23 protein-coding genes are annotated in these 22,818 nt (G+C 66.3%); 15 read left to right on the forward strand and 8 right to left on the reverse strand.

From position 1 onward, the window contains the following. Position 1 precedes the first annotated feature (1 nt). The 3 genes from WFK36_RS04385 to WFK36_RS04395 all read left to right on the forward strand — a co-directional run bounded on the left by WFK36_RS04385 (position 2) and on the right by WFK36_RS04395 (position 3,027). Positions 2 to 1,249, forward strand: coding sequence for a sensor histidine kinase (locus WFK36_RS04385; protein WP_336790017.1), 1,248 nt, complete (start codon positions 2 to 4; stop codon positions 1,247 to 1,249). A gap of 10 nt (positions 1,250 to 1,259) precedes the next feature. After that, a complete protein-coding gene (locus WFK36_RS04390) occupies positions 1,260 to 1,901 on the forward strand; it encodes a LuxR C-terminal-related transcriptional regulator (protein ID WP_008378120.1) in 642 nt (213 codons plus the stop codon). 94 nt (positions 1,902 to 1,995) lie between these two features. Beyond that, positions 1,996 to 3,027, forward strand: a complete 1,032-nt coding sequence (locus tag WFK36_RS04395; protein WP_336790020.1) for a 6-phosphofructokinase — start codon at positions 1,996 to 1,998, stop codon at positions 3,025 to 3,027. 193 nt (positions 3,028 to 3,220) lie between these two features. Here the strand turns inward: WFK36_RS04395 and WFK36_RS04400 are convergent, their stop codons facing one another. After that, a complete protein-coding gene (locus WFK36_RS04400; RefSeq protein WP_336790022.1) occupies positions 3,221 to 3,718 on the reverse strand; it encodes a MarR family winged helix-turn-helix transcriptional regulator in 498 nt (165 codons plus the stop codon). Between the two features lie 61 nt (positions 3,719 to 3,779). On the opposite strand from WFK36_RS04400, the gene WFK36_RS04405 reads away from it, so the two are divergent. Then, on the forward strand, positions 3,780 to 4,172 hold the full coding sequence (locus WFK36_RS04405) for a hypothetical protein (protein WP_336790024.1): 393 nt from the start codon (positions 3,780 to 3,782) through the stop codon (positions 4,170 to 4,172). Here WFK36_RS04405 and WFK36_RS04410 read toward each other — a convergent pair. After that, on the reverse strand, positions 4,156 to 4,299 hold the full coding sequence (locus tag WFK36_RS04410) for a PspC domain-containing protein (protein ID WP_336790957.1): 144 nt from the start codon (positions 4,297 to 4,299) through the stop codon (positions 4,156 to 4,158). The two genes, WFK36_RS04405 and WFK36_RS04410, sit on opposite strands and share 17 nt — an antisense overlap. A gap of 253 nt (positions 4,300 to 4,552) precedes the next feature. On the opposite strand from WFK36_RS04410, the gene gatB reads away from it, so the two are divergent. Further along, positions 4,553 to 6,061: an Asp-tRNA(Asn)/Glu-tRNA(Gln) amidotransferase subunit GatB gene (gene gatB / locus WFK36_RS04415; protein WP_336790026.1), complete on the forward strand. Its 1,509-nt coding sequence runs from the start codon at positions 4,553 to 4,555 to the stop codon at positions 6,059 to 6,061. An 89-nt stretch (positions 6,062 to 6,150) separates the two neighbouring features. Here the strand turns inward: gatB and WFK36_RS04420 are convergent, their stop codons facing one another. Continuing rightward, positions 6,151 to 7,287 carry a PQQ-dependent sugar dehydrogenase gene (locus WFK36_RS04420; protein WP_336790028.1) on the reverse strand — a complete coding sequence of 379 codons (1,137 nt, stop codon included), beginning with the start codon at positions 7,285 to 7,287 and terminating at the stop codon, positions 6,151 to 6,153. 85 nt (positions 7,288 to 7,372) lie between these two features. On the opposite strand from WFK36_RS04420, the gene WFK36_RS04425 reads away from it, so the two are divergent. Then, positions 7,373 to 8,488, forward strand: coding sequence for a DoxX family protein (locus WFK36_RS04425; protein ID WP_336790030.1), 1,116 nt, complete (start codon positions 7,373 to 7,375; stop codon positions 8,486 to 8,488). A 70-nt stretch (positions 8,489 to 8,558) separates the two neighbouring features. Here WFK36_RS04425 and ilvD read toward each other — a convergent pair whose 3' ends face one another. Further along, positions 8,559 to 10,403, reverse strand: a complete 1,845-nt coding sequence (gene ilvD, locus WFK36_RS04430) for a dihydroxy-acid dehydratase (protein ID WP_336790032.1) — start codon at positions 10,401 to 10,403, stop codon at positions 8,559 to 8,561. A 188-nt stretch (positions 10,404 to 10,591) separates the two neighbouring features. Here ilvD and WFK36_RS04435 point away from each other — a divergent pair, with 188 nt between their 5' ends. Continuing rightward, a complete protein-coding gene (locus tag WFK36_RS04435; protein WP_336790034.1) occupies positions 10,592 to 11,128 on the forward strand; it encodes a hypothetical protein in 537 nt (178 codons plus the stop codon). Then, a complete protein-coding gene (locus tag WFK36_RS04440; RefSeq protein ID WP_008378109.1) occupies positions 11,125 to 11,487 on the forward strand; it encodes a GntR family transcriptional regulator in 363 nt (120 codons plus the stop codon). Before WFK36_RS04435 ends, WFK36_RS04440 begins: the two co-directional genes overlap by 4 nt. Positions 11,488 to 11,626: 139 nt before the next feature. Here WFK36_RS04440 and mgtE read toward each other — a convergent pair whose 3' ends face one another. Then, positions 11,627 to 12,961 (reverse strand): magnesium transporter, encoded by a 1,335-nt coding sequence (gene mgtE, locus WFK36_RS04445; RefSeq protein WP_336790037.1) that lies wholly within the window; start codon positions 12,959 to 12,961, stop codon positions 11,627 to 11,629. 45 nt (positions 12,962 to 13,006) lie between these two features. Then, positions 13,007 to 13,426: a PH domain-containing protein gene (locus WFK36_RS04450; protein ID WP_336790039.1), complete on the reverse strand. Its 420-nt coding sequence runs from the start codon at positions 13,424 to 13,426 to the stop codon at positions 13,007 to 13,009. A gap of 296 nt (positions 13,427 to 13,722) precedes the next feature. Here WFK36_RS04450 and WFK36_RS04455 point away from each other — a divergent pair, with 296 nt between their 5' ends. From WFK36_RS04455 to WFK36_RS04470, 4 genes are all read left to right on the forward strand, one after another. Further along, positions 13,723 to 15,609, forward strand: a complete 1,887-nt coding sequence (locus WFK36_RS04455) for an acetolactate synthase large subunit (protein WP_341257189.1) — start codon at positions 13,723 to 13,725, stop codon at positions 15,607 to 15,609. Continuing rightward, positions 15,606 to 16,109, forward strand: a complete 504-nt coding sequence (gene ilvN, locus WFK36_RS04460; RefSeq protein WP_008378105.1) for an acetolactate synthase small subunit — start codon at positions 15,606 to 15,608, stop codon at positions 16,107 to 16,109. Before WFK36_RS04455 ends, ilvN begins: the two co-directional genes overlap by 4 nt. A gap of 64 nt (positions 16,110 to 16,173) precedes the next feature. Beyond that, on the forward strand, positions 16,174 to 17,175 hold the full coding sequence (gene ilvC / locus WFK36_RS04465; protein WP_174316866.1) for a ketol-acid reductoisomerase: 1,002 nt from the start codon (positions 16,174 to 16,176) through the stop codon (positions 17,173 to 17,175). Positions 17,176 to 17,299: 124 nt separating this feature from the next. Beyond that, positions 17,300 to 17,740, forward strand: a complete 441-nt coding sequence (locus tag WFK36_RS04470; RefSeq protein WP_008378103.1) for an SRPBCC family protein — start codon at positions 17,300 to 17,302, stop codon at positions 17,738 to 17,740. A 101-nt stretch (positions 17,741 to 17,841) separates the two neighbouring features. On the opposite strand, the gene WFK36_RS04475 is transcribed toward WFK36_RS04470, so the two are convergent. Continuing rightward, positions 17,842 to 18,171, reverse strand: coding sequence for a hypothetical protein (locus WFK36_RS04475; protein WP_336790043.1), 330 nt, complete (start codon positions 18,169 to 18,171; stop codon positions 17,842 to 17,844). A gap of 194 nt (positions 18,172 to 18,365) precedes the next feature. Here WFK36_RS04475 and WFK36_RS04480 point away from each other — a divergent pair, with 194 nt between their 5' ends. Next, entirely contained in the window at positions 18,366 to 18,815 is a 450-nt protein-coding gene (locus tag WFK36_RS04480) for an SRPBCC family protein (RefSeq protein WP_336790045.1), read from the forward strand. 211 nt (positions 18,816 to 19,026) lie between these two features. Here WFK36_RS04480 and WFK36_RS04485 read toward each other — a convergent pair whose 3' ends face one another. Then, positions 19,027 to 19,695, reverse strand: a complete 669-nt coding sequence (locus WFK36_RS04485; RefSeq protein ID WP_336790047.1) for a trypsin-like serine protease — start codon at positions 19,693 to 19,695, stop codon at positions 19,027 to 19,029. A gap of 283 nt (positions 19,696 to 19,978) precedes the next feature. Here WFK36_RS04485 and serA point away from each other — a divergent pair, with 283 nt between their 5' ends. Beyond that, positions 19,979 to 21,574: a phosphoglycerate dehydrogenase gene (gene serA / locus WFK36_RS04490; RefSeq protein WP_008378099.1), complete on the forward strand. Its 1,596-nt coding sequence runs from the start codon at positions 19,979 to 19,981 to the stop codon at positions 21,572 to 21,574. Further along, entirely contained in the window at positions 21,571 to 22,581 is a 1,011-nt protein-coding gene (locus tag WFK36_RS04495) for a 3-isopropylmalate dehydrogenase (protein ID WP_336790050.1), read from the forward strand. Before serA ends, WFK36_RS04495 begins: the two co-directional genes overlap by 4 nt. The last annotated feature ends 237 nt before the right edge of the window (positions 22,582 to 22,818 follow it).

The raw sequence follows: 22,818 nt of genomic DNA on the forward strand, positions 1-22,818 counted from the left end.
GGTGAAACGTCTGACCCGTACTCGATCCGCGTTGAACCGCGTGTCGTTCGACGCCGTGCCCGACCCCGCGGTCCGGCACTACCTGAACAACCGGTGGAACTGGTTGGGCATGCTGTTGGCCGTGATCATGACGTCGATCACCTGGCCGACTGTCGCCCAGACTCATCAGATCGCGGCGTACCTGCTTCCCGCATTCGCGATCGCGGCATGTGCGCCGCTGGCGTTGATGTTCGCCGGCCCGAAGGCGGTGCGGACCGGATGGGCGATGGTGACGGTGACGGCCTCTGCGACGAGCCTGATCCCGCACTCCGCCGACGTGATCCCGATGCCGGTGTCGATGTTCCTCGTGCTGCTCGCGATGACGTTCGCAGCACTGCTGACACAGAATCTGGACCGGATCCCGGTCCTCACCGTGATCACCGCGGGCGCCTTCTTCGTCGGACTGGGCCCCGACATGCGCATCGGATGGATCTTCGCCCTGGTCGTCGTCGCCATCGGGACATCATTCGTGCGGTATCGAGTGACGTCGCAGAAGGTGATCTCGGAGCAGGTCAGTGCCACCGAACACGCACAGGCGAGAGAGGCGGTGCTCGCCGAGCGGACCCGGATCGCCCGCGAACTCCACGACGTGGTCGCACACCGGATGTCGATGGTCGTCGTGATGTCGCAGACCGCGAAGTACCGGCTGGCGGCCGGCGACCCGGCGGAGACGATCGGCCCCGGCGCCGACGCCGAGTTCACCGCGATCGCCGAGGCGGCGCGTCAGTCGCTGGACGAGGTCCGCCAGTTGCTCGGCGTCCTGCGTCCGTCGGATGCTGATGCGAACGACGGCACGGGGTCGGCCGACCTGCGCCCGATGCAGGGAGTGGGCGACCTTCCCGACCTGATCGACTCCGTACGTGCGGCCGGTGTGACCGTCGACTTCGCCGACCGCGTCGACGAGTGGGGTGATCCGGGGGCCGCGGGCACCGCCGTATACCGCATTGTCCAGGAGTCGCTGACGAATGCGGCCCGTCATGCGCCCGGTTCGGCCGTCGTCGTTCGACTAGATCGGGACGGCGAGTCCGTCGTGGTCTCGACGGTCAACGGACCGAGCGCCGACCCTGACCACACGATCCGCCCCGGCGGCGGTCAGGGCCTGATCGGAATGAATGAACGGGCGTCGGCCGTCGGCGGAGAACTGTCGTCCGGGGCCACACCCGACGGAGGCTTCGCGGTCACCGCCCGCATCCCGCTCGCCACTCGATAGGCTTTGTCGAGTGTCAGTGACAGTGGTGATCGCCGACGATCAGGCGATGGTCCGTGCCGGTTTCGCCGCGCTCTTGAACGCCGCCCCCGACATCTCGGTGCTCGGAGACGCCGAAGACGGGATCGCGGCAGTCGAGGTCTGCAAGCGGCTTCAGCCCGACATCGTGCTGATGGATGTCCGAATGCCCCGGCGAGACGGTCTGTGGGCTGCGGAGCAGATCATCGCGAGCGGATCGGCGACCAAGGTGTTGATGCTGACCACGTTCGACATCGACGACTACGTGTACTCCGCTCTGCGGATCGGGGCGTCAGGGTTCATGCTCAAGGACGCGCCGGCCGACGAACTGGTCCGTGCGGTCCGCGTGGTCGCTGCAGGTGATGCTCTGCTGGCGCCGTCGGTCACGCGGCGGCTCATCGCCGAGGTCACCTCACGGGCGGCCAAGCCGGTGTCGACCGCCGTCGACGTGCTCACTCCACGCGAGCGGGAGGTGCTCGAAACGGTCGCCGACGGCAAGTCGAATGCGGAGATCGCCGTCGACCTGTTCGTCTCCGAACAGACCGTGAAGACGCACGTGAGCAATGTGCTCGCCAAACTCGGCCTGCGGGATCGAGCCCAAGCTGTGGTCTTCGCGTACGAGAACGGACTCAAGTAGGCCGACCACCCGACCCTGCGCCGCGAAAAGTGTTGTCATTGAACCCATCAGCGGTGCGGACCACGTGCCGCCGCGACACGAGAGGACTTCCGGCATGGGGCGTTTCGGCATCCTGACCTCCGGCGGCGACTGCCCAGGGCTCAACGCGGTGATCCGCGGAACCGTTCTCCAGGGAGAGACGCTGCACGATCAGGAGTTCGTCGGGTATCTGCGCGGCTACCGGGGTCTCGTCTACGGCGACGTGATGCCGCTCGATCGCTCCGTGGTCCGCGGCATCTCGTCACAGGGCGGCACGATTCTGGGGACCAGTCGATTCGGCCCGTACACCGAGCCCGACGGCACCCCGGACAACATCAAGGCCCACATGAAGAGGCTGGGTGTCGACGGTGTGATCGCCATCGGCGGCGACGGCACGATGGCCGCGGCGAACCGACTGTATGAGGACGGTATCCCGGTCGTCGGTGTCCCGAAGACCATCGACAACGACCTCGAGGCCACGGACTACACGTTCGGTTTCAACACCGCTGTCGAGATCGCCACCGAAGCCGTCGACCGGCTGCGGACGACCGGCAACTCCCACAAGCGATGCATGGTCCTCGAAGTGATGGGCCGCCACGCGGGATGGATCGCCATGTATGCCGGGACTGCAGGCGGTGCGCACGCGATCCTGATTCCGGAACAGCCGGAGAATCTCGATCAGATCTGCGAGTGGGTGCAGAGCGTCCGACTGCGCGGGCGTTCGCCGATGGTGGTCGTCGCCGAGGGTTTCACTCTGCCGGACATGGACGAGGCGCACTCGCACAAGGGGATGGACGGCTTCAACCGTCCACGCCTCGGCGGAATCGGCGAGATCCTCGCACCGCTCATCGAGGAGAAGACCGGCATCGAGACCCGGGCGACTGTGCTCGGCCACATCCAGCGCGGCGGCGTCCCGTCGGCATGGGACCGTGTCCTCGGCACCCGTTTCGGCCAGGCTGTGAGCGACATGGTGGCCGATGAGGCGTGGGGTCAGATGGTCGCGCTGCGCGGCATGGACATCGAACGGGTCCCGTTCTCCGAGGCCGTCGGCCACACCAAGAACGTTCCACTCGACCAGTACCGGGGCGCCCGCGCGATCTTCGGCTGACCCGGCTTCCCCTCCTGCTCCCACTGCTCCTTGAGCGAGCTCGCGAGTCGAAGGGTCTCACGTGCAGGCCTTTCGACTCGCTCCGCTCGCTCAAGGAGCAGTGGGGGACTGCGGCGTCGCGGCACGAGCAGTGGGGGACTGCGGCGTCGTTGCACGGAGCAGTGGGACTGCGGGGCGATCGAGTCCGCGTGAGTCACGAGGGCGGCGCCTCCCATGAAGTCTGATCGATCAGTTCCCACAGCGCTGCTCGGCAGTCTGCGAGCCGGTCTATGCCGATGACATCGGCGAAGCGGTCGTCGAGGCGGTCGGCGATCGATTGCGCCTGCAGTGCTGCGGCTCTGCCTCGGTCGGTGAACGACACGAGGTAGGCGCGGGCGTCTGCCGGGTCGCGGATGAGGCTGACAAGACCCTTCGACTCGAGTTCGCGGACGATCGGTCCCACTGTCTGCTTGGTCGTGCCGAGTCGCCGAGCGGTGTCTGTCACGCTGAGCGGCGAATCGGCGATCGCGGCGAACACGCGGAGGTGGACCGCGCGGATGTCGGGCTGCCCCGAGTCGGCCAGCTCGGCGAGTACTCGATCGCTGACCAGGATCGCGAGTCGTCGACTGAGCGCGCCGATGCGTGAGGTCGGACCGACGCCGCTGTCGGCGATTGATGTCGACGTGTCGGTGATCTCGTTCATCTTCGCCATGTTAGTCAGGTAACCTTACGATTGATTTAGACAGGTTACCTGACCGATTGGAGTTCAACTCATGGCACCACGACGGCCTGTGGGCGACGTGCGACATCCGTGGATGGTGGGCGCCGCTCTGCTCGCCGTCTCCGGCGTCACCCACGTCGTCCAACTCGCGTTCTACAGCGGAGTCGCATTCGGCGCCGCAGCGTTCGGCGTCCTGTACTTCGGTTTGGCGGCGGCGCAGTTCGCACGGCCCCTCGCGATCGGGCTCACGTGGGCGTGCGTGGTCGCGCCGACGATCGGTGGCGTTCTGGGAGTGCTTCGATTCGTGCACGCACAGCCCAACCCGTTCAGCGTGGTTCACGTGATCATGGACCTGATCCTCGTGCCGTGCTTCGCCTTCTGCCTAGTACGCGTAATCAAGGGCGCCCCCGAACGAGTGGAGCCGCCGATCAGTCCTGCGGGATGATCAGCCAGAGCAGCAGGTACAGCAGGACCTGTGGGCCGGGAAGGATGATCGACGCGACGAACGCGACGCGCACCCACGTCGAGTCGACACCGAAGTACTCGGCGATGCCGCCTGCGACTCCGCCCATCCATTTGTCGGTTCGTGACCGGCGCAGGCGCTTTGGTCCCGCTTCCGCCTTCGTGAAGTCCGTCGGTCCCTGAGCGGCTCCTCCTGCTCCCTGAGCGGAGTCGAAGGGAACGTTCTGATCGGTCATGGCGAGTCCTGTCGCTCGAAGTTCGGTCGGGGCGGACGCCTCGATCCATGTCCTCACGGTATGGATTCCGGGCTGCTTCGGGCATCGGGACAATCCCCGAGATCCACCCCCAGATACGATGGACGGCATGAGTGCGGCTACCCACGAACTGATGGATTACGACGACGTCATCGCGGCGTTCGACCCGGTCATGGGCATGGAGGTGCACGTCGAGCTCGGCACCGCGACGAAGATGTTCTGCGGCTGCCCGACGACGTTCGGCGGCGACCCCAACGCCCAGGTGTGCCCGTCGTGTCTTGCACTGCCGGGTGCGCTTCCGGTCGCGAACGCGACCGCGATCGCGTCGGCCGTCAAGATCGGTCTCGCGTTGAACTGTTCGATCCGCGAATCGAGCGTCTTCGCGCGGAAGAACTACTTCTACCCGGACCAGCCGAAGAACTACCAGATCAGCCAGTACGACGAGCCGATCGCGTACGACGGGTACCTCGACGTCGTGCTGACCGACGGAACCACCTGGCGCGTGGAGATCGAACGCGCGCATATGGAGGAGGACACCGGGAAGTCGTTGCACATCGGCGGCAGCACCGGTCGTATCCACGGTGCGAGCCACTCGCTGCTCGACTACAACCGCGCGGGTGTGCCGCTAGTCGAGATCGTGACTCGTCCGATCGAGGGTGCGGGGGAGCGTGCACCCGAGGTCGCTCGCGCATACGTGACCGCGTTGCGCGACCTGCTCTCCTCACTGGACGTGTCGGACGTCCGGATGGACCAGGGTTCGATGCGATGTGACGTCAACCTGTCGCTGATGGCGAAGGACGCGACCGAGTTCGGTACTCGTACCGAGACGAAGAATGTGAACTCCCTGAAGAGCGTCGAGACCGCCGTGCGCTTCGAGATGCAGCGTCAGGCCGTTGTCCTCACCACCGGTGGCGAGGTGATCCAGGAGACCCGTCACTTCCACGAGGCCGACGGCACCACGTCCGCCGGTCGTCGCAAGGAGACCGCAGAAGACTACCGGTACTTCCCGGAGCCCGACCTGCCGCCGGTGATCGCCGACCCGGAATGGGTCGAGTCGATCCGCGCGACGTTGCCGGAACTGCCGTGGATCCGCCGTGCACGTATCCAGGAGGAGTGGGGCGTCTCCGACGAGGTGATGCGCGATCTGGTCAACGTCGGCGCCGTCGACCTGATCATCGCGACCGCGGAAGCCGGTGCGTCGTCCGACGCGGCGCGCAGCTGGTGGGTGTCCTTCCTCGCTCAGCAGGCGAACACGCGGAACATCGAGCTCGCCGATCTGTCGATCACGCCGGCCCAGGTCGCCGAGGTGATCGGCCTCGTCGACGAGGGCAAGCTCACGAACAAACTCGCTCAGCAGGTCGTCACCGCGGTTCTCGACGGTGAGGGCGAGCCCAAGCAGATCGTCGCCGACCGCGGCCTCGAAGTAGTCCGCGACGACTCCGCGCTGCAGAAGGCGGTCGACGAGGCGCTCGCCGCCAACCCCGACATCGCCGACAAGATTCGCAGCGGCAAGGTCCAGGCTGCGGGCAAGATCGTCGGCGACGTCATGAAGGCCACCCGCGGCCAGGCGGATCCGGCGCGCGTCAAGGAACTGGTCCTCGCCGCCTGCGGTGCCTGACCGAACGGACCTTATTAGGGTGTGAATCGGTGTCACCTGGTGACACCGATTCACCCCTTAAGGTTCAGATCGCCGTCACACGGCAGTAGCTAGGTGCGGTCTTCGGCAGGCGGCTTCGGCATGTTGATGGCCACACGGTCGTCGGTGCCGACCGGCTTAGTACCGGGAGCGGTCTTGTTCACGGTGGCGAGCTGGTAGGCCCCGCCGAACGTGGTGAGACGGCCGACGGCGCCGTAGGTCTTCGACGTGTCCTCGGACGACGGTTCGCTGACGCTCGGGCTGGCGCTGGTCGGCTTGCCGAACATGTCGATGCGCTTCTTGGAGGCGACGGAGACGGCGATCCAGTCCGTTCCCGTCGCGCATCCGGTGACACCGGGTCGGTCCGGCCATGTCCACAGGGTCTTCAACGACTTCTGGCTCACCAGGGACAGTCGATCTCCGGCCGCACCGCTGTCGGCGACGAAGAGCCGGCCGCCCGTCGCGTCTCTGCAGAGAGCGACGTTCGAACCGAGCCCGGACGCTTCGACCTCCGGGCGTGCGCCGGGCCGGTTCGGATCGATTGTCAGGATCTTCCCCGCCAACGACGACGGGTTCCTCGCGTCTGACGGACTGCCGGCGTCGCCGGTCGCGATCGTCAGTTCGGTGGGCGAGGTGAACGCGATGGACCCGAGATTGCCGGTCGGCCCCTTCGGGATGCCGGTCAGAATCGGTTTGACCGAACCCGTCGGCGCGATCCGCACCACTCGGTTGTCCGATGGGGTGGTGATCAGGGCGAAGATCATCTGATCCTGCATCCATGTCGGCGACATCTCGAAATCGATCAGTCCGCCGTCGCCTGACGCGTCGACGTCGACCGTGGCGATGGCACGCTGCGGACCGAATCGCTTGGACAGGATGATCTTGCCGGTGGTCCGCTCGGCCACGTACGTCGTCTGCCCCTGAGCGTCGGCAGGACGGAGTCCGGACGTCGATGCCAGACACGTCGCTATGACCGAGGGATTCGGGTCGATGCACGGGCCCGTCGGCGGCGGCCCCTCGTCGGTCGGCCTGCTCGGAGCGGGAGGCGCGTCCGGCCGGTACACCCCGGTCGGCACTGAACTGAACGTGCCTTCGTCGGCCGTCGTCTCTTGATCGGCGAAACTCGCGCATCCGGACGCCGACGTCCCGACGACGAGTGCGACGGCCACGGCTGCGGTGCGCCACGAGAGAAGAGAGGGCAGCGGCATGCCGTCCACCCTAAACGATCGTTACCAAATCGTCGGGTGCCGCTCAGCCGGTACTCAACCACCTGCGCATACCCTCGGATGTGTGATGAGTTCCAATGACAGCGATTCGACGCCGAGCGGTGGCCCGACGCCGCGCCGGCCACGTCGACCGCGGCCAGACCGTGACAACTTCTTCGAACAGCACGGCAGGCGACCTGCGCCGGAACCGAAGCCCTTCGACGACGACGCGGTCGAGGCTCCGAGTGTCATCGACGAGCCCGACACCGACGCTGCCGACGACGCTGCTGAGACCGGTCTCATCGAGAAGGCGGCGTCGCCCGCCGACGACACGGACACCACCGTCATCGAGAAGGTGACAGACGACGTGGACGCGCCCACCGAGGCCACGACACGACTTCCGCTCAGTGACGTAGAGGTGACCTCCTCTGATGAACCGGTCCAGACCGAACCGTTCGTCGACGTCGACGACGAGGTGCGACCACGTGCCGAACGGCACACGGCCGAACATCTGACTCAGGATCCGCTGCCGTACATCGAGCCGATGCCCACCACTCCCATCGAGGTGCCGGAGTACCAGACCGAGCCGTTCGAGCCGGAGCCCGATGCCGATGTGGCGCCGGTTGTCGTCGCCGAGCCGGCTCCGACACGCCGTGGCACTCTCGACCTCGGCCTGTTGGTCCTTCGCCTCGCCGTTGGCGGAATCTTCACGGTCCACGGACTGCAGAAGCTGACGGGCTGGATGAACGGTCCCGGGCCCGATGGGTTCTCGACCTTTCTCCAGAACGTTCCCGACCCGAGCATCGGCTTCGACCCGGAGGCGACCAAGTGGCTCGCCCTCGTCGGAGGAGTCAGTGAGACCGCGGGCGGGATCCTGCTCATCCTCGGGTTGTTGACCCCCATCGCAGGGTCGGCGGTGCTCGGCAGCATCCTCGTAGCCATGACGTACAAGGCGACACTCGCGGGCGGAGTGTGGTTCTTCGCAAGTGACGGAGGCGGCAGCGGCCTGGAATTCGAGATCATGCTCGCCGCGGCGGCAGCGGCCCTCATCCTCACGGGGCCGGGCGTGTACGCCTTCGACCGTCGATGGGGTTGGGCTCGACGTCCGGCCTGGGGTTCGGCGGCCTGGCTGGTGATCGGCATCGGCGCCGCCATCGCAGTCTGGATCGTCTTCAACGGAACCAACCCGTTGGTGAAGAACTGATCTGCTCCCGGAGCCGAGAAGAGGCCCTCCAGCGATTCGCGGGAGGGCCTCTTCTCGAATGTTCGCCCCGTCAGTCGACCGAGCGGACGGCGCCCTTGTCTGCGGACGTCGCCAGCTTGGCGTACGCACGCAGCGCCTGAGTGACCGGGCGCTGGCGGTCCTTCGGCTGCCACGGACGCTCGGAGGCCTCCATCTTGGCGCGCCGCTCGGCGAGAGTCTCGTCGTCGAGGAGCACCTTGAGCGTGCGGGTCTTGACATCGATGAGGATCTCGTCGCCGTTCTCGACCAGCCCGATGTCGCCACCGGCAGCAGCCTCGGGGGAGGCGTGGCCGATGACCAGGCCCGACGACCCGCCGGAGAAGCGGCCGTCGGTGACCAGGCCGCATTTCTTGCCCATGCCGGTGCCCTTCATGAAGGCGGTCGGGTGCAGCATCTCCTGCATGCCGGGTCCACCCGCAGGCCCTTCGTAGCGGATCACGAGGACTTCGCCGGCCTGCAGTTCCTTCGACAGGATCGCGTGGACCGCGTCCTCTTGGCTTTCGACGACGCGCGCCGGGCCCTGGAAGTGCCACAGCGCCTCATCGACGCCCGCCGTCTTGAGGATCGCGCCGTCCTGCGCGATGTTGCCGTGGAGCACGGCAAGACCGCCTTCGACGGTGTACGCGTGCTCCTTGTCACGGATGCAGCCGTCGGCCGCGTCGGTGTCGAGTGATTCCCAGCGGTTGGACGTCGAGAACGGCTCGGTCGTGCGGACTCCGCCGGGCGCGGCGTGGAACAGTTCGATGGCGGTGTCGGTCGCGGTGCCGCTTCGGATGTCCCAGTCGGCGAGGTACGACTCGAGCGAGGACGCGTGGACCGGATGGACGTTTCGGTTCAGCAAGCCCGCACGGTTGAGCTCACCGAGGATCGCGGGGATTCCGCCTGCCCGGTGAACGTGCTCCATGTAGTAGTTGGGCGAGTTGGGTGCGACCTTCGCCAGACATGGGACGTTGCGTGAGATGCGGTCGATGTCGTGCAGGTCGAACGACACCTCGCCCTCCTGGGCGGCCGCCAGGATGTGCAGGACGGTGTTGGTCGATCCGCCCATCGCGACGTCGAGCGCCATGGCGTTCTCGAACGCCTCCCGGGTGGCGACCGAGCGGGGGAGGACCGACTCGTCGTCGTCCTTGTAGTACTTCGTGGCGATGTCGACGATCAGTTCACCTGCACGCGTGAACAGGTCACGACGTGCGGTCTGCGTCGCCAGCGTCGAGCCGTTGCCGGGCAGCGAGAGGCCGAGGGCTTCGGTGAGGCAGTTCATCGAGTTGGCGGTGAACATGCCCGAACAGGATCCACAGGTCGGGCATGCCGATCGCTCAACCTCGAGGAGTTCCTGATCGTTGACGTTGCTGTCGGCGGACGCGACGATCGCGTCGATCAAGTCGGTGCCGGGGCGGACCACTCCGTTGATGACGACCGAGGTTCCGGCTTCCATCGGACCGCCGGAGACGAACACCGTCGGGATGTTCAGGCGCATCGCCGCGTTGAGCATGCCGGGTGTGATCTTGTCGCAGTTCGAGATGCAGACGAGGGCGTCGGCGGTGTGCGCGTTGACCATGTACTCGACGGAGTCGGCGATGATCTCGCGGCTCGGGAGGGAGTACAGCATCCCGCCGTGTCCCATCGCGATGCCGTCGTCGACCGCGATCGTGTGGAACTCTTTCGCCACGCCGCCTGCGGCGACGATGGCCTCGGCGACGATCTCGCCGACGTTCTTGAGGTGCACGTGACCGGGCACGAACTGCGTGTACGAGTTGGCGATGGCGACGATCGGCTTACCGAAGTCGTCGTCGGTCATTCCGGTGGCACGCCACAGGGCGCGTGCGCCGGCTGCTTCGCGGCCGACCGTGGTGGTCCGAGACCGAAGGGCTGGCATGAGTTCCTCGCTACGAATCGCTGATTAGTTGTCCCTGCCCCTGCCGGGCTGACGGCCGGGGACTGTCCTTCTACTTTACGCGCGTGGCCTGCTGGTTATTCCCGGCGTGCTATGCGTCGGCAACTTGTGTCAAGTGTTTGACACATTCGGATCGATATTGGACACTTTGTATCAATGTATTGATACGCATGGTCAGTGCTGGATGCCCGACCGTGGCCGCGGTGTCGGTGATCGGCATCGCGGTCGTGACAGTGCTCAACACCGGGACTGTCGCGCCGGGTCTCGGCGTCACCTGCCGTGATGGGACCGTCCTGGCTCGGGCGTCGTGGAGCCGCGAGGAGCTGATGGTTCTGACGGGCGGGATTCTCGCCGGTGCCGTGGCGTTCATGTTGGCGGTCCGGTCGATAGTCGATCGTGGTCGGCCGGACTCCGACGCCATGTCGACTGCTGCGGACGACCTCGTCCGACGTTCGTCCGCCACCTCTGCCGCAGGGCTGTTCGCCTGCCTCGTCGCGGTGACCGGAGCGGCAGTCGCGCTGGTGACAGGCGCTGCGGTGCGGCACCTCGCCGGGACGGGGTGCGGCAGCGGCTGGTGGACGGTGTCCGGGTGGGTGCTCTACATGTCCACCGCGGTATGGATCGTGTTGTTCGTGTGGGGCGCAGCCGCCGCCGCGAACAGGACGCGGCGTGGCGTCAAGCGAGCACCGCAGGGGGTTCGGGCATGAGCATCGTGCTCACCGTCGATGGCAACGACCCGACGCCGCCGTACGAACAGATCCGCGCACAGTTGGCTGGCGCGATCGGTTCCGGAGTGTTCGCGATGGGAGAGCGACTCCCGACGGTCCGTCAGCTGGCGAACGATCTGGGCGTAGCGCCAGGCACTGTGGCGCGCGCCTATCGGGAACTCGAACAGCAGCAGTTGATCGCGTCGCGGAGGGGCAGCGGGACCAGGGTGAGCGCCCCGCCCCGAGCCCGCGACGATGTACTCGCAGACGTCGCTGCGGTGTACGTCGGATCGTGTCGTGAGGTCGGAGCGAGTGATGCCGAGATCCGTGCGGCGCTGGACGCCGCGCTCGCGCGCTGACGGTCGCGATCATTTCCGGTCGTCAACGGATCACGTCCCTCCAGACGGCATGTCGACCACGGCCGGCGCTGAGATCCTCGAACGCATCGACACCTGTGTGGACTGTTCCGGGGTGCGCCTGGGGCCTCGGTGAATCCCTTCAGATCCCGAGGACGGTCTTCGCGATCGTGAAGTAGATGAGCAGGCCGGTGGCGTCGCAGAACGTTGAGATGAACGGTGTGGAGAACACTGCGGGGTCGACGCGGATGGTCTTCGCCACCAGGGGCATGATGCCGCCGACGGTCGCCGCGACGACACAGATCGACACGATCGTCGTGCCGATCACGACGCCGATCTCGGTGTCGTAGGCGATCGACGCCACGGCGAAACCGACGAGTCCGAGCGCGGCGCCCATCGTCACGCCGACCCGGGCCTCCTTCGCCGCCACGCGCGCGACATCGCGTGCACGGACCTCGTCCATGGCCAACGCTCTGGTCACCGTGGTCGCTGCCTGCGATCCGGTGTTGCCGCCGATACCGGTCAGCAGTGGGATGAACAGCGCGAGGGCGACTTTCTGCTCCAGCGTCCCCTCGAAGACCTCCAGGACATTGACGGTCAGGATCGCCGAGACCGCAAGGACGAACAGCCAGACCACTCGGGCTCGGGTGATCGTGAAGACCGACGACTGCAGATACGGGGTCTTCAGCATCTCGTGGGCGCCCGCACGCGCAGCGTCCTCGTCCCGGGCGGCGGCCACGACGTCGGCGGCGTCGTCCAGGGTCAGCATCCCGACCAGGCGGTCTTCGCTGTCGACCACGGGCATCGCGGGGAGGCTGAGGTCGACGCATCGTCGTGCGGCCACCTCGGCCGCCGCCGTCGCCAGGCTGTACACGGGAGTGCGGCGGTGGTCTTCGACGGGTGCCGCGGGATCGCTCAGGAGCAGATCGCGGAGACTCACGACGCCGAGCAGGCGACGTTCGTGATCGACGACAGGGATCGTGTAGATGGTCTCGGCGTCGTGCCCGCGGGCGATGACGCGCGTCAGCGCGACCTCCACCGAGTCGTCGCCGTAGACGTGGACGAACTCCGGGCTCATCCGCCGCCCGACCGAGTTCCGGCCGTATCCGAGGACAACCGCAGTCGATTCGCGCTCGGCGTCCGACAGGTTCCGGACCAGACGTTTCGCGACGGTCGCAGGGAGTTCGTCGAGGAGTTCCGCGCGGTCGTCGGGATCGAGGTTGTCGAACGCTTCCGCCACCTCCGACGTTCCGAGCGTCTCGATGAGACGGGCCTGCGTGTTCGACGACATGTCGTCGAACACCGCCACCGCATCGTCCTTGGGGAGCAGACGGAAGGCGATGGTGCCGCGTCGAGTGTCGAGCCCGTCGAGCACAGACGCCGCTTCTTGAGGAGCCATCTGCGCGAGTTCGTGGGCGGCGTCGGTGAGACGACCGGCATCCACGAGATCCTCGATGTCGCGGGTGGTCACGGACATGGCAGACCTCGCTTCCGTCGGTGAAGTATGGGCGTGCGGCCCGGGTCAGGAGTCGGACGCGGCCCGTCGGGCGTCACGTTCGGCGGCGAACGGATCGGGGATCCGGCCGCCGCTGGCGGCGGAAAGAACAGGCATGTCGGCGAACCCGACAGCGGGGAGTCGGACCTCGCCTCCATCGGTGGTCACCGCTCGCACCGATCCCCACTTGGGGAACCGGAGACCCGCGACGTCGTCCCAGGAGAGAGTGGTCGTCCCGAACGTTCCGACGGCGACGATGCCGTCGGAGTCCACATGAGTGCGGAGGTGGTGGATCCACCAGGCGAGTGCGAACGGGATCACGGCCCCGAATGCGAACCACACGGATCCGCCGATCAGGATCACCACCACGAAGACGGCGACGGGGACGACCGCGTACGCGAGTCGCGAGATCTTGAAGTCGAAGGACGAGTCGGTCACGGCGACCATTGTTCCACGTCGCCCAATAGCGGACCGGAGCCGGTCGCGGGCGGATTTGACTACATCTGCAGGACTGCTCTACGTTGTTCGTGTGATGGATCAGAAGATTCTCGTAGTAGTACTCGGTCGGCGCGTCAACGCCTGATCGGTCACTTCGTAGACCCTTCCGAAACACCAACGACGCGCCCCTCGACCAGCACCCGCTGTCGGGGGTTTTTTCTTGTCAGGACCCGGTGACCATCGCGTCGCCGACCTGGGCGAGAGTGTCGGACACATTACTGGCACACGAGGATGAGGAACGTGCAGTGAGTAATCCAACAGCACACGGTTCGCCGCGGCCGCAGTCGCCGTCGACGGAATCCATGCGATCGGGCGGCGCCAGCGTCGCACCCGAGCGTGTCACCGGCGCACAGTCGGTGGTTCGCACGCTCGAAGAGCTCGGCGTCGAAGTGGTCTTCGGCATTCCGGGCGGCGCAGTCCTCCCGGTGTACGACCCGCTCCTCGACTCGACCAAGGTCCGCCACGTCCTGGTCCGCCACGAGCAGGGCGCAGGCCACGCGGCGACCGGGTACGCCCAGGTCGCGGGCAAAGCCGGTGTCATGATGGCGACGTCGGGCCCGGGTGCGACGAACCTCGTGACCCCGCTCGCCGACGCGCAGATGGACTCGGTCCCCGTCGTCGCGATCACCGGCCAGGTCGGTCGCGCGCTCATCGGCACCGACGGATTTCAGGAAGCCGACATCTCCGGAATCACGATGCCGATCACCAAGCACAACTTCCTGGTGAGCTCGGCGGCGGACATCCCGCGCACGATCGCTGAGGCGTTCTACATCGCCGAGAGCGGCCGCCCCGGCGCAGTCCTCGTCGACATCCCGAAGGACATCCTGCAGGCGCAGACCACCTTCTCGTGGCCGCCGCAGTTCGACCTGCCCGGCTACCGTCCGGTCACGCGTCCGCACGGCAAGCAGATCCGTGAGGCCGCGCGCCTCATCCAGCAGGCGTCCAAGCCTGTCCTGTATGTCGGCGGCGGTGTCATCAAGGCAGAGGCGTCGGCCGAGCTGATGGAGCTCGCCGAGCTGACGGGCATCCCGGTCGTCACCACGCTGATGGCGCGCGGTGCGTTCCCGGACAGCCACACCCAGCACATGGGCATGCCCGGCATGCACGGCACCGTCGGCGCAGTTGCGGCCCTGCAGCGCAGCGACCTGCTGATCACGCTCGGCGCCCGCTTCGACGACCGCGTGACCGGCCAGCTCGATTCGTTCGCACCCGACGCGAAGGTCATCCACGCCGACATCGACCCTGCGGAGATCGGCAAGAACCGCGACGTCGACGTGCCGATCGTCGGTGACGCGCAGGCCGTCATCGTCGACCTGATCGAGGCGCTGCGCGCCGAGCGCGCCACCGGTGGGACCAGCCCCGACCTGACCGCGTGGTGGGCATACCTGGATGACATCCGGGCACGCTTCCCGCTCAGCTACGACGGTCAGTCCGACGGTTCGCTGTCGCCCGAGTTCGTCATCTCCGAACTCGGCAAGGCCGCGGGCCCCGACGCCGTGTACGTCGCGGGTGTCGGCCAGCACCAGATGTGGGCCGCGCAGTTCGTCAAGTACGAGAAGCCGCGCACCTGGCTCAACTCGGGTGGACTCGGCACCATGGGCTACTCGATCCCCGCTGCGATGGGCGCCAAGGCCGCCGCGCCCGAGAAGGAAGTCTGGGCCATCGACGGCGACGGCTGCTTCCAGATGACCAACCAGGAGCTCGCGACCTGCGCCATCGAAGGCATCCCGATCAAGGTCGCCCTGATCAACAACGGCAACCTCGGCATGGTCCGCCAGTGGCAGACGCTGTTCTACGACCAGCGTTACTCGAACACCGACCTGGCGACGCACTCGCGGATGATCCCCGACTTCGTCAAGCTCGGCGAAGCGCTCGGTTGTGTCGCGATCCGCGTCGAGCGTGAAGAGGACGTCGCACCTGCGATCGCCAAGGCACGCGAGATCAACGACCGTCCCGTCCTCATCGACTTCATTGTCGGCAAGGACGCACAGGTCTGGCCGATGGTCGCTGCAGGCACCGGCAACGACGAGATCATGGCGGCCCGGGACATCCGCCCGCTGTTCGACGACGACGAGTCGGCCGCAGGCCCCGTCGAGATCCACGAAGTCATGAACGGGAAGGATTCGCTGTGAGCACCACCCATACGCTGAGCGTTCTGGTCGAGGACCGTCCGGGCGTGCTCGCACGCGTCTCCGGTCTCTTCTCGCGTCGCGGCTTCAACATCGAGTCGTTGGCCGTCGGCCCGACCGAACTCAAGGGCATCTCGCGCATGACCATCATGGTGACCGTCGACGACTTCCCCCTCGAACAAGTGACGAAGCAGCTCAACAAGCTGATCAACGTCATCAAGATCGTCGAGCAGGAACCGACGAACTCGGTCTCCCGCGAACTGATGATGATCAAGGTCCGCACCGATGCCACCAACCGAGGTGAGATCATCGACGTGGTCAATCTGTTCCGCGCCAAGGTCATCGACGTGTCACCGGAATCGGTCACCGTCGAGGCCACCGGAACGTCCGAGAAGCTCGAAGCGCTCCTGAGGATGCTGGACCCGTACGGCATCCGCGAGATCGCTCAGTCGGGCGGCGTGACCCTCGGACGTGGACCCAAGAGCATGTCCGCGAACCGCTAGCGCGACAATTACAAGCAACACCTCCTAATAACCATCTTTGAAGGGAATCACTGTGGCAGTCGAGATGTTCTACGACGACGACGCAGATCTGTCGATCATCCAGGGCCGCAAGGTCGCCGTCATCGGTTACGGCAGCCAGGGCCACGCCCACTCGCTGTCGCTCCGCGACTCGGGCGTCGACGTCGTCCTCGGTCTCCGTGAGGGCTCCGCCTCGCGCGTCAAGGCAGAGGAGCAGGGCCTGAAGGTCCTCACCGCCGCCGAGGCCTCGGCATGGGCCGACGTCATCATGGTGCTCGCACCCGACACCAGCCAGGCGTCGATCTTCACCAACGACATCGAGCCCAACCTCAAGGACGGCGACGCGCTGTTCTTCGGCCACGGCCTGAACGTCCACTTCGACCTGATCAAGCCTCCGGCGAACGTCACCGTCGCCATGGTCGCGCCGAAGGGCCCCGGCCACCTCGTGCGTCGTCAGTTCGTCGACGGCAAGGGTGTGCCCTGCCTGATCGCCGTCGACCAGGACCCGAAGGGTGAGGGCCAGGCCCTCGCGCTCAGCTACGCCTCCGCCATCGGCGGCGGTCGCGCCGGCATCATCAAGACCACCTTCAAGGAAGAGACCGAGACCGACCTCTTCGGCGAGCAGGCCGTGCTCTGCGGCGGCACCGAGGAACTGGTCAAGACCGGTTTCGAGGTCATGGTTGAGGCCGGTTACGCGCCGGAGATGGCCTACTTCGAGGTCCTGCACGAGCTCAAGCTCATCGTCGACCTCATGTACGAGGGCGGCATCGCCCGCATGAACTACTCGGTGTCGGACACCGCTGAGTTCGGCGGCTACCTGTCGGGCCCGCGCGTCATCGACGCCGACACCAAGGAGCGCATGAAGGCGATCCTGGCCGACATCCAGTCGGGTGAGTTCACCCGTCGCCTCGTCGCCAACGTCGAGAACGGCAACACCGAGCTCGAGGGTCTGCGCAAGGCGAACGCCGAGCACCCGATCGAGGTCACCGGCAAGAAGCTCCGCGATCTGATGAGCTGGGTCGACCGCCCGATCACCGAGACCGCCTGAGTCTGATCGTCCAGCACGGCCCCGCATCCTTCATGGATGCGGGGCCGTGCTGTTCGGGGTCTCGCTGATCGCCTCGACGAGCGACGTTACGATGACTCGTCACCTACTCAATGAGGGAAGTGTTATGAGCGAAGTCCGGCACGAAGCAGTCACCACCGCACCCCGCGAGAAGCTGTTCGCGTACGTCGACGACTACAAGAACGTCCCCGAGTACATGCTCGGCGTCACCAGTTTCGAACCGACCACCGACGTCGTCCAGGGCAAGGGCTCAGTGTTCGCCGCCGCCTTGAAGGTGGGGCCGAAGGAGCTCAAGTCGACCGTCGAATGCACCGAGTGGGTCGAGAACGAGCTGATCAAGCTGGAATCGGTGAAGGGATTCGGGGCAAACACCGAGTGGGCCTTCAGAGACGGTGACGAGCCCGGCACCACCGTGCTGAGCGTCGTGTTCGACTTCACGCTTCCCGGCGGCCTCGCAGGCAAGGTGCTCGGCGGCCTCATCGGTCCGTTCGCCGATCAGGCGATCAAGCACATCGAATCCAAGATCCGGACCGCCGTCGAGGCGTGATCCGCACCCGTCAAGGGGCAAACGAGGTACTCAATGACAAACGAGGCATGCATGCATGCCTCGTTTGTCGTCGAATGCCTCGTTAGAAGTCGCTCCTCGGGCTAGATCTCCCCGTTGGCGCGAGCGGCGTGCTTGATACGTGACAGCTCGCTCATGTTCTGTATCAACGAGATCCAGTTGTAGATCAAGAACGACAGGACACCCCACCAGCCGAACACGAGGCAATGGGTCTGCGCTTTCCAGAACGCAGAGCGGATCTCAGGGTACGTCCCCGTCGTCTGCACCGGCGTCGTCTGCGCGACGATCAGCATGCCCGTCTGCTTGCGGAACACAGCGGTGTACACGGCCGGAGCAGGGGAGTAGGGCGCAGCGGTGCCATATGGACACGGATTCGCCGGTGGATAGCCGTAGGGCTGCTGTGGATGGCTCATCGAAGTGCCGTTCTCTCGTCGGACTGCACGCATGGACGGTCTGACGGTAGTCGACCCCGCATGGAGCCGTCCGTTCGCTGAACGACAAAGAACCCAACGTGGACCGTGCCATCGGTCCATGGCATTGTGGTCTACGCAACATCGGGCACAGTCGTGTGCCTGATGGCCGGACCGAAGATGACAGGGAGACAAACATGCCGGGCGTGCGCCAGACGGTGACCACACACAGTCCACGCGAGCAGGTGTTCGCGTACGTCGACGACTACCGCAACGTTCCCGACTGGATGTTCGGCGTCACTCGCTTCACACCCGTCACCGACCAGACCTGCGGCCTCGGCGCGACATACCAGGCGACGATGAAGATCGGCCCGAAGAACCTCGATTCGACCCTGCGCGTCACCGAATGGGAAGAGGGCCGAGTCGTCGTCCTCACCTCCATTGCAGGCTTCGACGTCCAGACCGGCTGGCGATTCGCCGACGGCGACGACGGAACGACAGTGGTCGACGTCAACTTCGACTACGAACTCCCCGGCGGAATTGCAGGACGCGTCTTGGGTGCGCTCATCGAACCCGTGGTGGGGCAGGCGGTGAAGCAGACGGAATCGGCGCTTCGTGCTGCGGTTGAAGGTGTTCCTTCTTCTTAGTGCGGGGCGGCATGGGGCGGGCGGTCACCTCGTCGGCAGTCCTCGCGGGCTCGCCTAGCGGCTCGCTCGCTGCGGAGGGCTCCTCGGCGACCGTCCGCCCCATGCCTTCGCTCTAATGGCATCGCTGGTCGATGCTTCTCATCGACGTGTTGACCGAAAAGAGCGGCGGCCCCGAGGGGGCCGCCGCTCTTTGGCTGCTCTTGCTGTTTGGTCAGGCGAGGCGGAAGTTGCCGTAGCCCTGGCGCGCGAGACGGTTCAGGATCGTCTTGGAGCTCGTGCCCGTCTCCGGTCCGGCGCAGGACAGGAAGTAGTAGGCGTTGACCATGCCGACCAGGCGGTTGCCGACGACGACCGGGCTGCCGGAGTCGCCTTCGATGACGCACATCTGGCTGAAGTGGCTCTGATTGTCGGAGAACCACGTGACACCGCAGGTCTTGCCCGTGGTGCGCCCGGTCTTGCAGACCACGGTCGGGAACGCGATCGGACGGGTGTCGATCGAACGGATCGTCACGCCGCCGACAGTGCGGACAGGTGCGACCTTCGCCGCATCGAGACGGATGATCGCGACATCGACGTCCGACGCGCTGTAGACGATCGTGCCGATCTGACCGCGCTGCTGGTAACGCTCGGAGAACACTCGCTGGCCGGGACGGCCGCAGTGACCTGCGGTGACGGCGATCAACTCACCCTTGTGCGAGCCGGACGCGGGACGACCGACAGCGGTCACGGTGCACGCCGCAGCCGTGTTCCCGCCCTTGAGGACGAGGATTCCCGAGCCGCCGCCCAGCGGGACTCGAGGTGCGGCGTCGGCGCTGCCGATACCGATCAGAGACGACACCAGTGCCGCCACGACGGCGAGAACCACCATCAGCTTCTTCATGTTCACTCCACTCGCGTTCTGTTGTAAAGACCCCCACGGACGCGCCGCAGACCATCCCACTTTATGCGTACCGTGCCCTGAACCCCAGGCCACAAACGGTTCAGAGGTCGGTCGTGACTGAATCGATACGCGGTCTGCAATGTACCGGTGCTGCGTGTCGGCCACCACAATCGCAGATGGGCGGGTATGAGCCCACGGTCGCAGGGCTCTAGAATCGACAATGCTGAATCGACCCGCGACATCTTCTCGACGGTGTCCGCAACCTGAGAATCTGGAGAACACTGTGACCGATGCCGGCCGCCCAGTCGTCCTGATCGCCGACAAGCTCGCCCCCTCGACCGTGGAAGCACTCGGCGGCGACGTCGAGGTCCGCTGGGTCGACGGCCCGGACCGCCCCAAGCTCCTCGAGGCCGTTGTCGATGCCGACGCCATCCTCGTCCGGTCGGCGACCACCGTCGACGCAGAGGTGCTCGACGCGGGCAAGAAGCTGAAGATCATCGCCCGCGCAGGCGTCGGACTCGACAACGTCGACGTGCCCGCCGCCACCGCACGGGGCGTCATGGTCGTCAACGCTCCGACCTCCAACATCCACTCGGCAGCAGAGCACGCCGTCGCGCTGCTCATGTCGGCCGCACGTCAGGTGCCCGCCGCCGACGCGACCCTGCGTGAGCACACCTGGAAGCGCTCGTCGTTCTCCGGCGTCGAACTCTTCGACAAGACCGTCGGCGTCGTCGGCCTCGGCCGCATCGGCCAGCTCGCCGCGGCTCGCCTCGCCGCATTCGAGACGCACATCATCGCGTACGACCCCTACGTCTCGGCTGCCCGCGCCGCACAGCTCGGCATCGAACTGGTCACCCTCGACGAACTCCTCGAGCGCGCCGACTTCATCACCATCCACCTGCCGAAGACCAAGGAGACCGCAGGTCTCATCGGCGCAGAGCAGTTGGCGAAGGTCAAGAAGGACGTCATCATCGTCAACGCCGCGCGTGGCGGACTGATCGACGAGCAGGCTCTCGCCGACGCCATCACCGAAGGCCGCGTCCGCGGCGCGGGCCTCGACGTCTTCGACACCGAGCCCTGCACCGACTCGCCGCTGTTCGAACTGCCGCAGGTCGTCGTCACCCCGCACCTCGGCGCATCGACCGCCGAAGCACAGGACCGTGCCGGCACCGACGTCGCCAAGAGCGTCCAGCTCGCTCTCGCGGGTCACTTCGTCCCCGACGCCGTCAACATCACCGGCGGACCCGTCGACGATGAGGTCGCACCCTGGCTCGAACTGTCCCGCAAGCTCGGCGTCCTCGCGGGCGTCGTCGCGGGCGGCATGCCCACCAACCTGACCGTCGAGGTGCGCGGCGAACTCGCCGCCAGCCCCGTCGACGTGCTCGGCCTCTCGGCCGTCCGCGGCCTCTTCTCAGCCGTGGTCGACGAGCCGGTCACCTTCGTCAACGCTCCGGCGGTCGCCAGCGAGCGCGGTGTGAGCCACGAGGTCGTCACGGAGTCGGAGAGCCCCAACCACCGCAGCCAGATCGACGTCAAGGCGGTGTTCGCCGACGGCAGCACCGTCAACGTCGCGGGCACCCTGACCGGTCCGCGTCAGGTCCAGAAGATCGTCAACGTCAACGGCCGCAACCTCGATCTCCGCGCTGAAGGCCGTAACCTGCTGGTCAGCTACGCCGATCAGCCGGGCTCGCTCGGCAAGATCGGCTCGCTGCTCGGCGACGGCGGTGTCGACATCGTCGCCGCCGCACTCGCACAGGACGCGGACGGCGAGGGCGCCACCATGCTCCTGCGCGTGGACCGCGAGCTTGACGACGCGCTCCTCGCCTCGATCGGCGACGCCGTCTCCGCGACCCTCATCAAGCAGGTGGACCTCTCGTGAAACTGGCAGTCATCGGCGGCGACGGAATCGGTCCCGAGGTCACCGCACAGGGTCTGAAGGTGCTGCGCAAGCTGCACCCCGATGTGGAGACCACCGAGTACGACTTCGGTGCACGGCGCTACCACGCGACCGGCGAACTCCTGACCGACGAAGACGTCGCGTCGCTCCGTGAGCACGACGCGATCCTCCTCGGCGCGATCGGCGACCCGTCTGTTCCGTCCGGCGTCCTCGAACGTGGATTCCTGCTGAAGCTGCGCTTCATCCTGGATCACCACGTGAACCTGCGCCCGTCGATCCTCTTCGACGGTGTGAAGTCTCCGCTGGCAGGCGACCCGAAGATCGACTTCATCGTCGTCCGCGAAGGCACCGAGGGCCCGTACACCGGCAACGGCGGCGCGATCCGCGTCGGCACACCGCACGAGGTTGCCACCGAGGTCAGCGTCAACACGCGCTTCGGCATCGAACGTGTCATCCGTGACGCGTACGTCCGCGCTCAGGCGCGCAGCAAGAAGCTCACGTTGGTCCACAAGAACAACGTGCTGCAGTTCGCCGGCGGCATGTGGACCCGCGCCGTGGAGGAGATCGGCAAGGAGTTCCCCGACGTCGTCACCGACTACCTGCACATCGACGCGGCGACCATCTTCATGGTCACCGATCCGGGCCGCTTCGACGTGATCGTCACCGACAACCTGTTCGGCGACATCATCACCGACCTCGCGGCCGCAGTGTCCGGCGGCATCGGTCTCGCCGCGTCGGGCAACATCGACGCGACGCGCACCAGCCCCTCGATGTTCGAGCCTGTCCACGGCAGTGCCCCCGACATCGCGGGCCAGAACATCGCCGACCCGACAGCGGCCATCTTGTCCGTCGCGCTGCTTCTGCGGCACCTCGGCGACGATGAGGGCGCTGCCCGCGTCGAGAACGCCGTCGCGTCCGACGTCGCCTCGCGCGGCGAAAACCGCGGTTCCACCACCGAGGTGGGCGACCGTATCCTCGCGCTCGTCTGATCTGCACTACCGAAAGGACCGCACCGGCTTGATGTCGGTGCGGTCCTTTTGTGTTGGCGAAACCTCTCCCGGTGATCGAGCCTCGCGCCCTCACCGCCCGGTGATCGAGCCGTCGACGAGCCCCTGGGCGAGGAGGCGTGTCGAGATCCCCTGAGGCGAACGTTGTCGCGGGCCGGGTCGTCGTCAACGACGCTGAGGACGCGACGCGATGCCCGCCGCCTCCTGCGTATCACTCGC

The sequence above is a fragment of the Gordonia malaquae genome, assembly GCF_037148075.1.
In the GTDB taxonomy this organism is placed as follows: domain Bacteria; phylum Actinomycetota; class Actinomycetes; order Mycobacteriales; family Mycobacteriaceae; genus Gordonia; species Gordonia malaquae.

What these genes read in the sequence shown, in the direction of transcription:
- WFK36_RS04395 (WP_336790020.1), top strand. Translation starts at nt 1,996, where the DNA reads ATGGGGCGTTTCGGCATCCTGACCTCCGGCGGCGACTGCCCAGGGCTC.
- WFK36_RS04400 (WP_336790022.1), bottom strand. Translation starts at nt 3,718, where the DNA reads ATGGCGAAGATGAACGAGATCACCGACACGTCGACATCAATCGCCGAC.
- WFK36_RS04405 (WP_336790024.1), top strand. Translation starts at nt 3,780, where the DNA reads ATGGCACCACGACGGCCTGTGGGCGACGTGCGACATCCGTGGATGGTG.
- WFK36_RS04410 (WP_336790957.1), bottom strand. Translation starts at nt 4,299, where the DNA reads ATGGGCGGAGTCGCAGGCGGCATCGCCGAGTACTTCGGTGTCGACTCG.
- gatB (WP_336790026.1), top strand. Translation starts at nt 4,553, where the DNA reads ATGAGTGCGGCTACCCACGAACTGATGGATTACGACGACGTCATCGCG.
- WFK36_RS04420 (WP_336790028.1), bottom strand. Translation starts at nt 7,287, where the DNA reads ATGCCGCTGCCCTCTCTTCTCTCGTGGCGCACCGCAGCCGTGGCCGTC.
- WFK36_RS04425 (WP_336790030.1), top strand. Translation starts at nt 7,373, where the DNA reads ATGAGTTCCAATGACAGCGATTCGACGCCGAGCGGTGGCCCGACGCCG.
- ilvD (WP_336790032.1), bottom strand. Translation starts at nt 10,403, where the DNA reads ATGCCAGCCCTTCGGTCTCGGACCACCACGGTCGGCCGCGAAGCAGCC.
- WFK36_RS04435 (WP_336790034.1), top strand. Translation starts at nt 10,592, where the DNA reads ATGGTCAGTGCTGGATGCCCGACCGTGGCCGCGGTGTCGGTGATCGGC.
- WFK36_RS04440 (WP_008378109.1), top strand. Translation starts at nt 11,125, where the DNA reads ATGAGCATCGTGCTCACCGTCGATGGCAACGACCCGACGCCGCCGTAC.
- mgtE (WP_336790037.1), bottom strand. Translation starts at nt 12,961, where the DNA reads ATGTCCGTGACCACCCGCGACATCGAGGATCTCGTGGATGCCGGTCGT.
- WFK36_RS04450 (WP_336790039.1), bottom strand. Translation starts at nt 13,426, where the DNA reads ATGGTCGCCGTGACCGACTCGTCCTTCGACTTCAAGATCTCGCGACTC.
- ilvC (WP_174316866.1), top strand. Translation starts at nt 16,174, where the DNA reads ATGTTCTACGACGACGACGCAGATCTGTCGATCATCCAGGGCCGCAAG.
- WFK36_RS04470 (WP_008378103.1), top strand. Translation starts at nt 17,300, where the DNA reads ATGAGCGAAGTCCGGCACGAAGCAGTCACCACCGCACCCCGCGAGAAG.
- WFK36_RS04475 (WP_336790043.1), bottom strand. Translation starts at nt 18,171, where the DNA reads ATGAGCCATCCACAGCAGCCCTACGGCTATCCACCGGCGAATCCGTGT.
- WFK36_RS04480 (WP_336790045.1), top strand. Translation starts at nt 18,366, where the DNA reads ATGCCGGGCGTGCGCCAGACGGTGACCACACACAGTCCACGCGAGCAG.
- WFK36_RS04485 (WP_336790047.1), bottom strand. Translation starts at nt 19,695, where the DNA reads ATGAAGAAGCTGATGGTGGTTCTCGCCGTCGTGGCGGCACTGGTGTCG.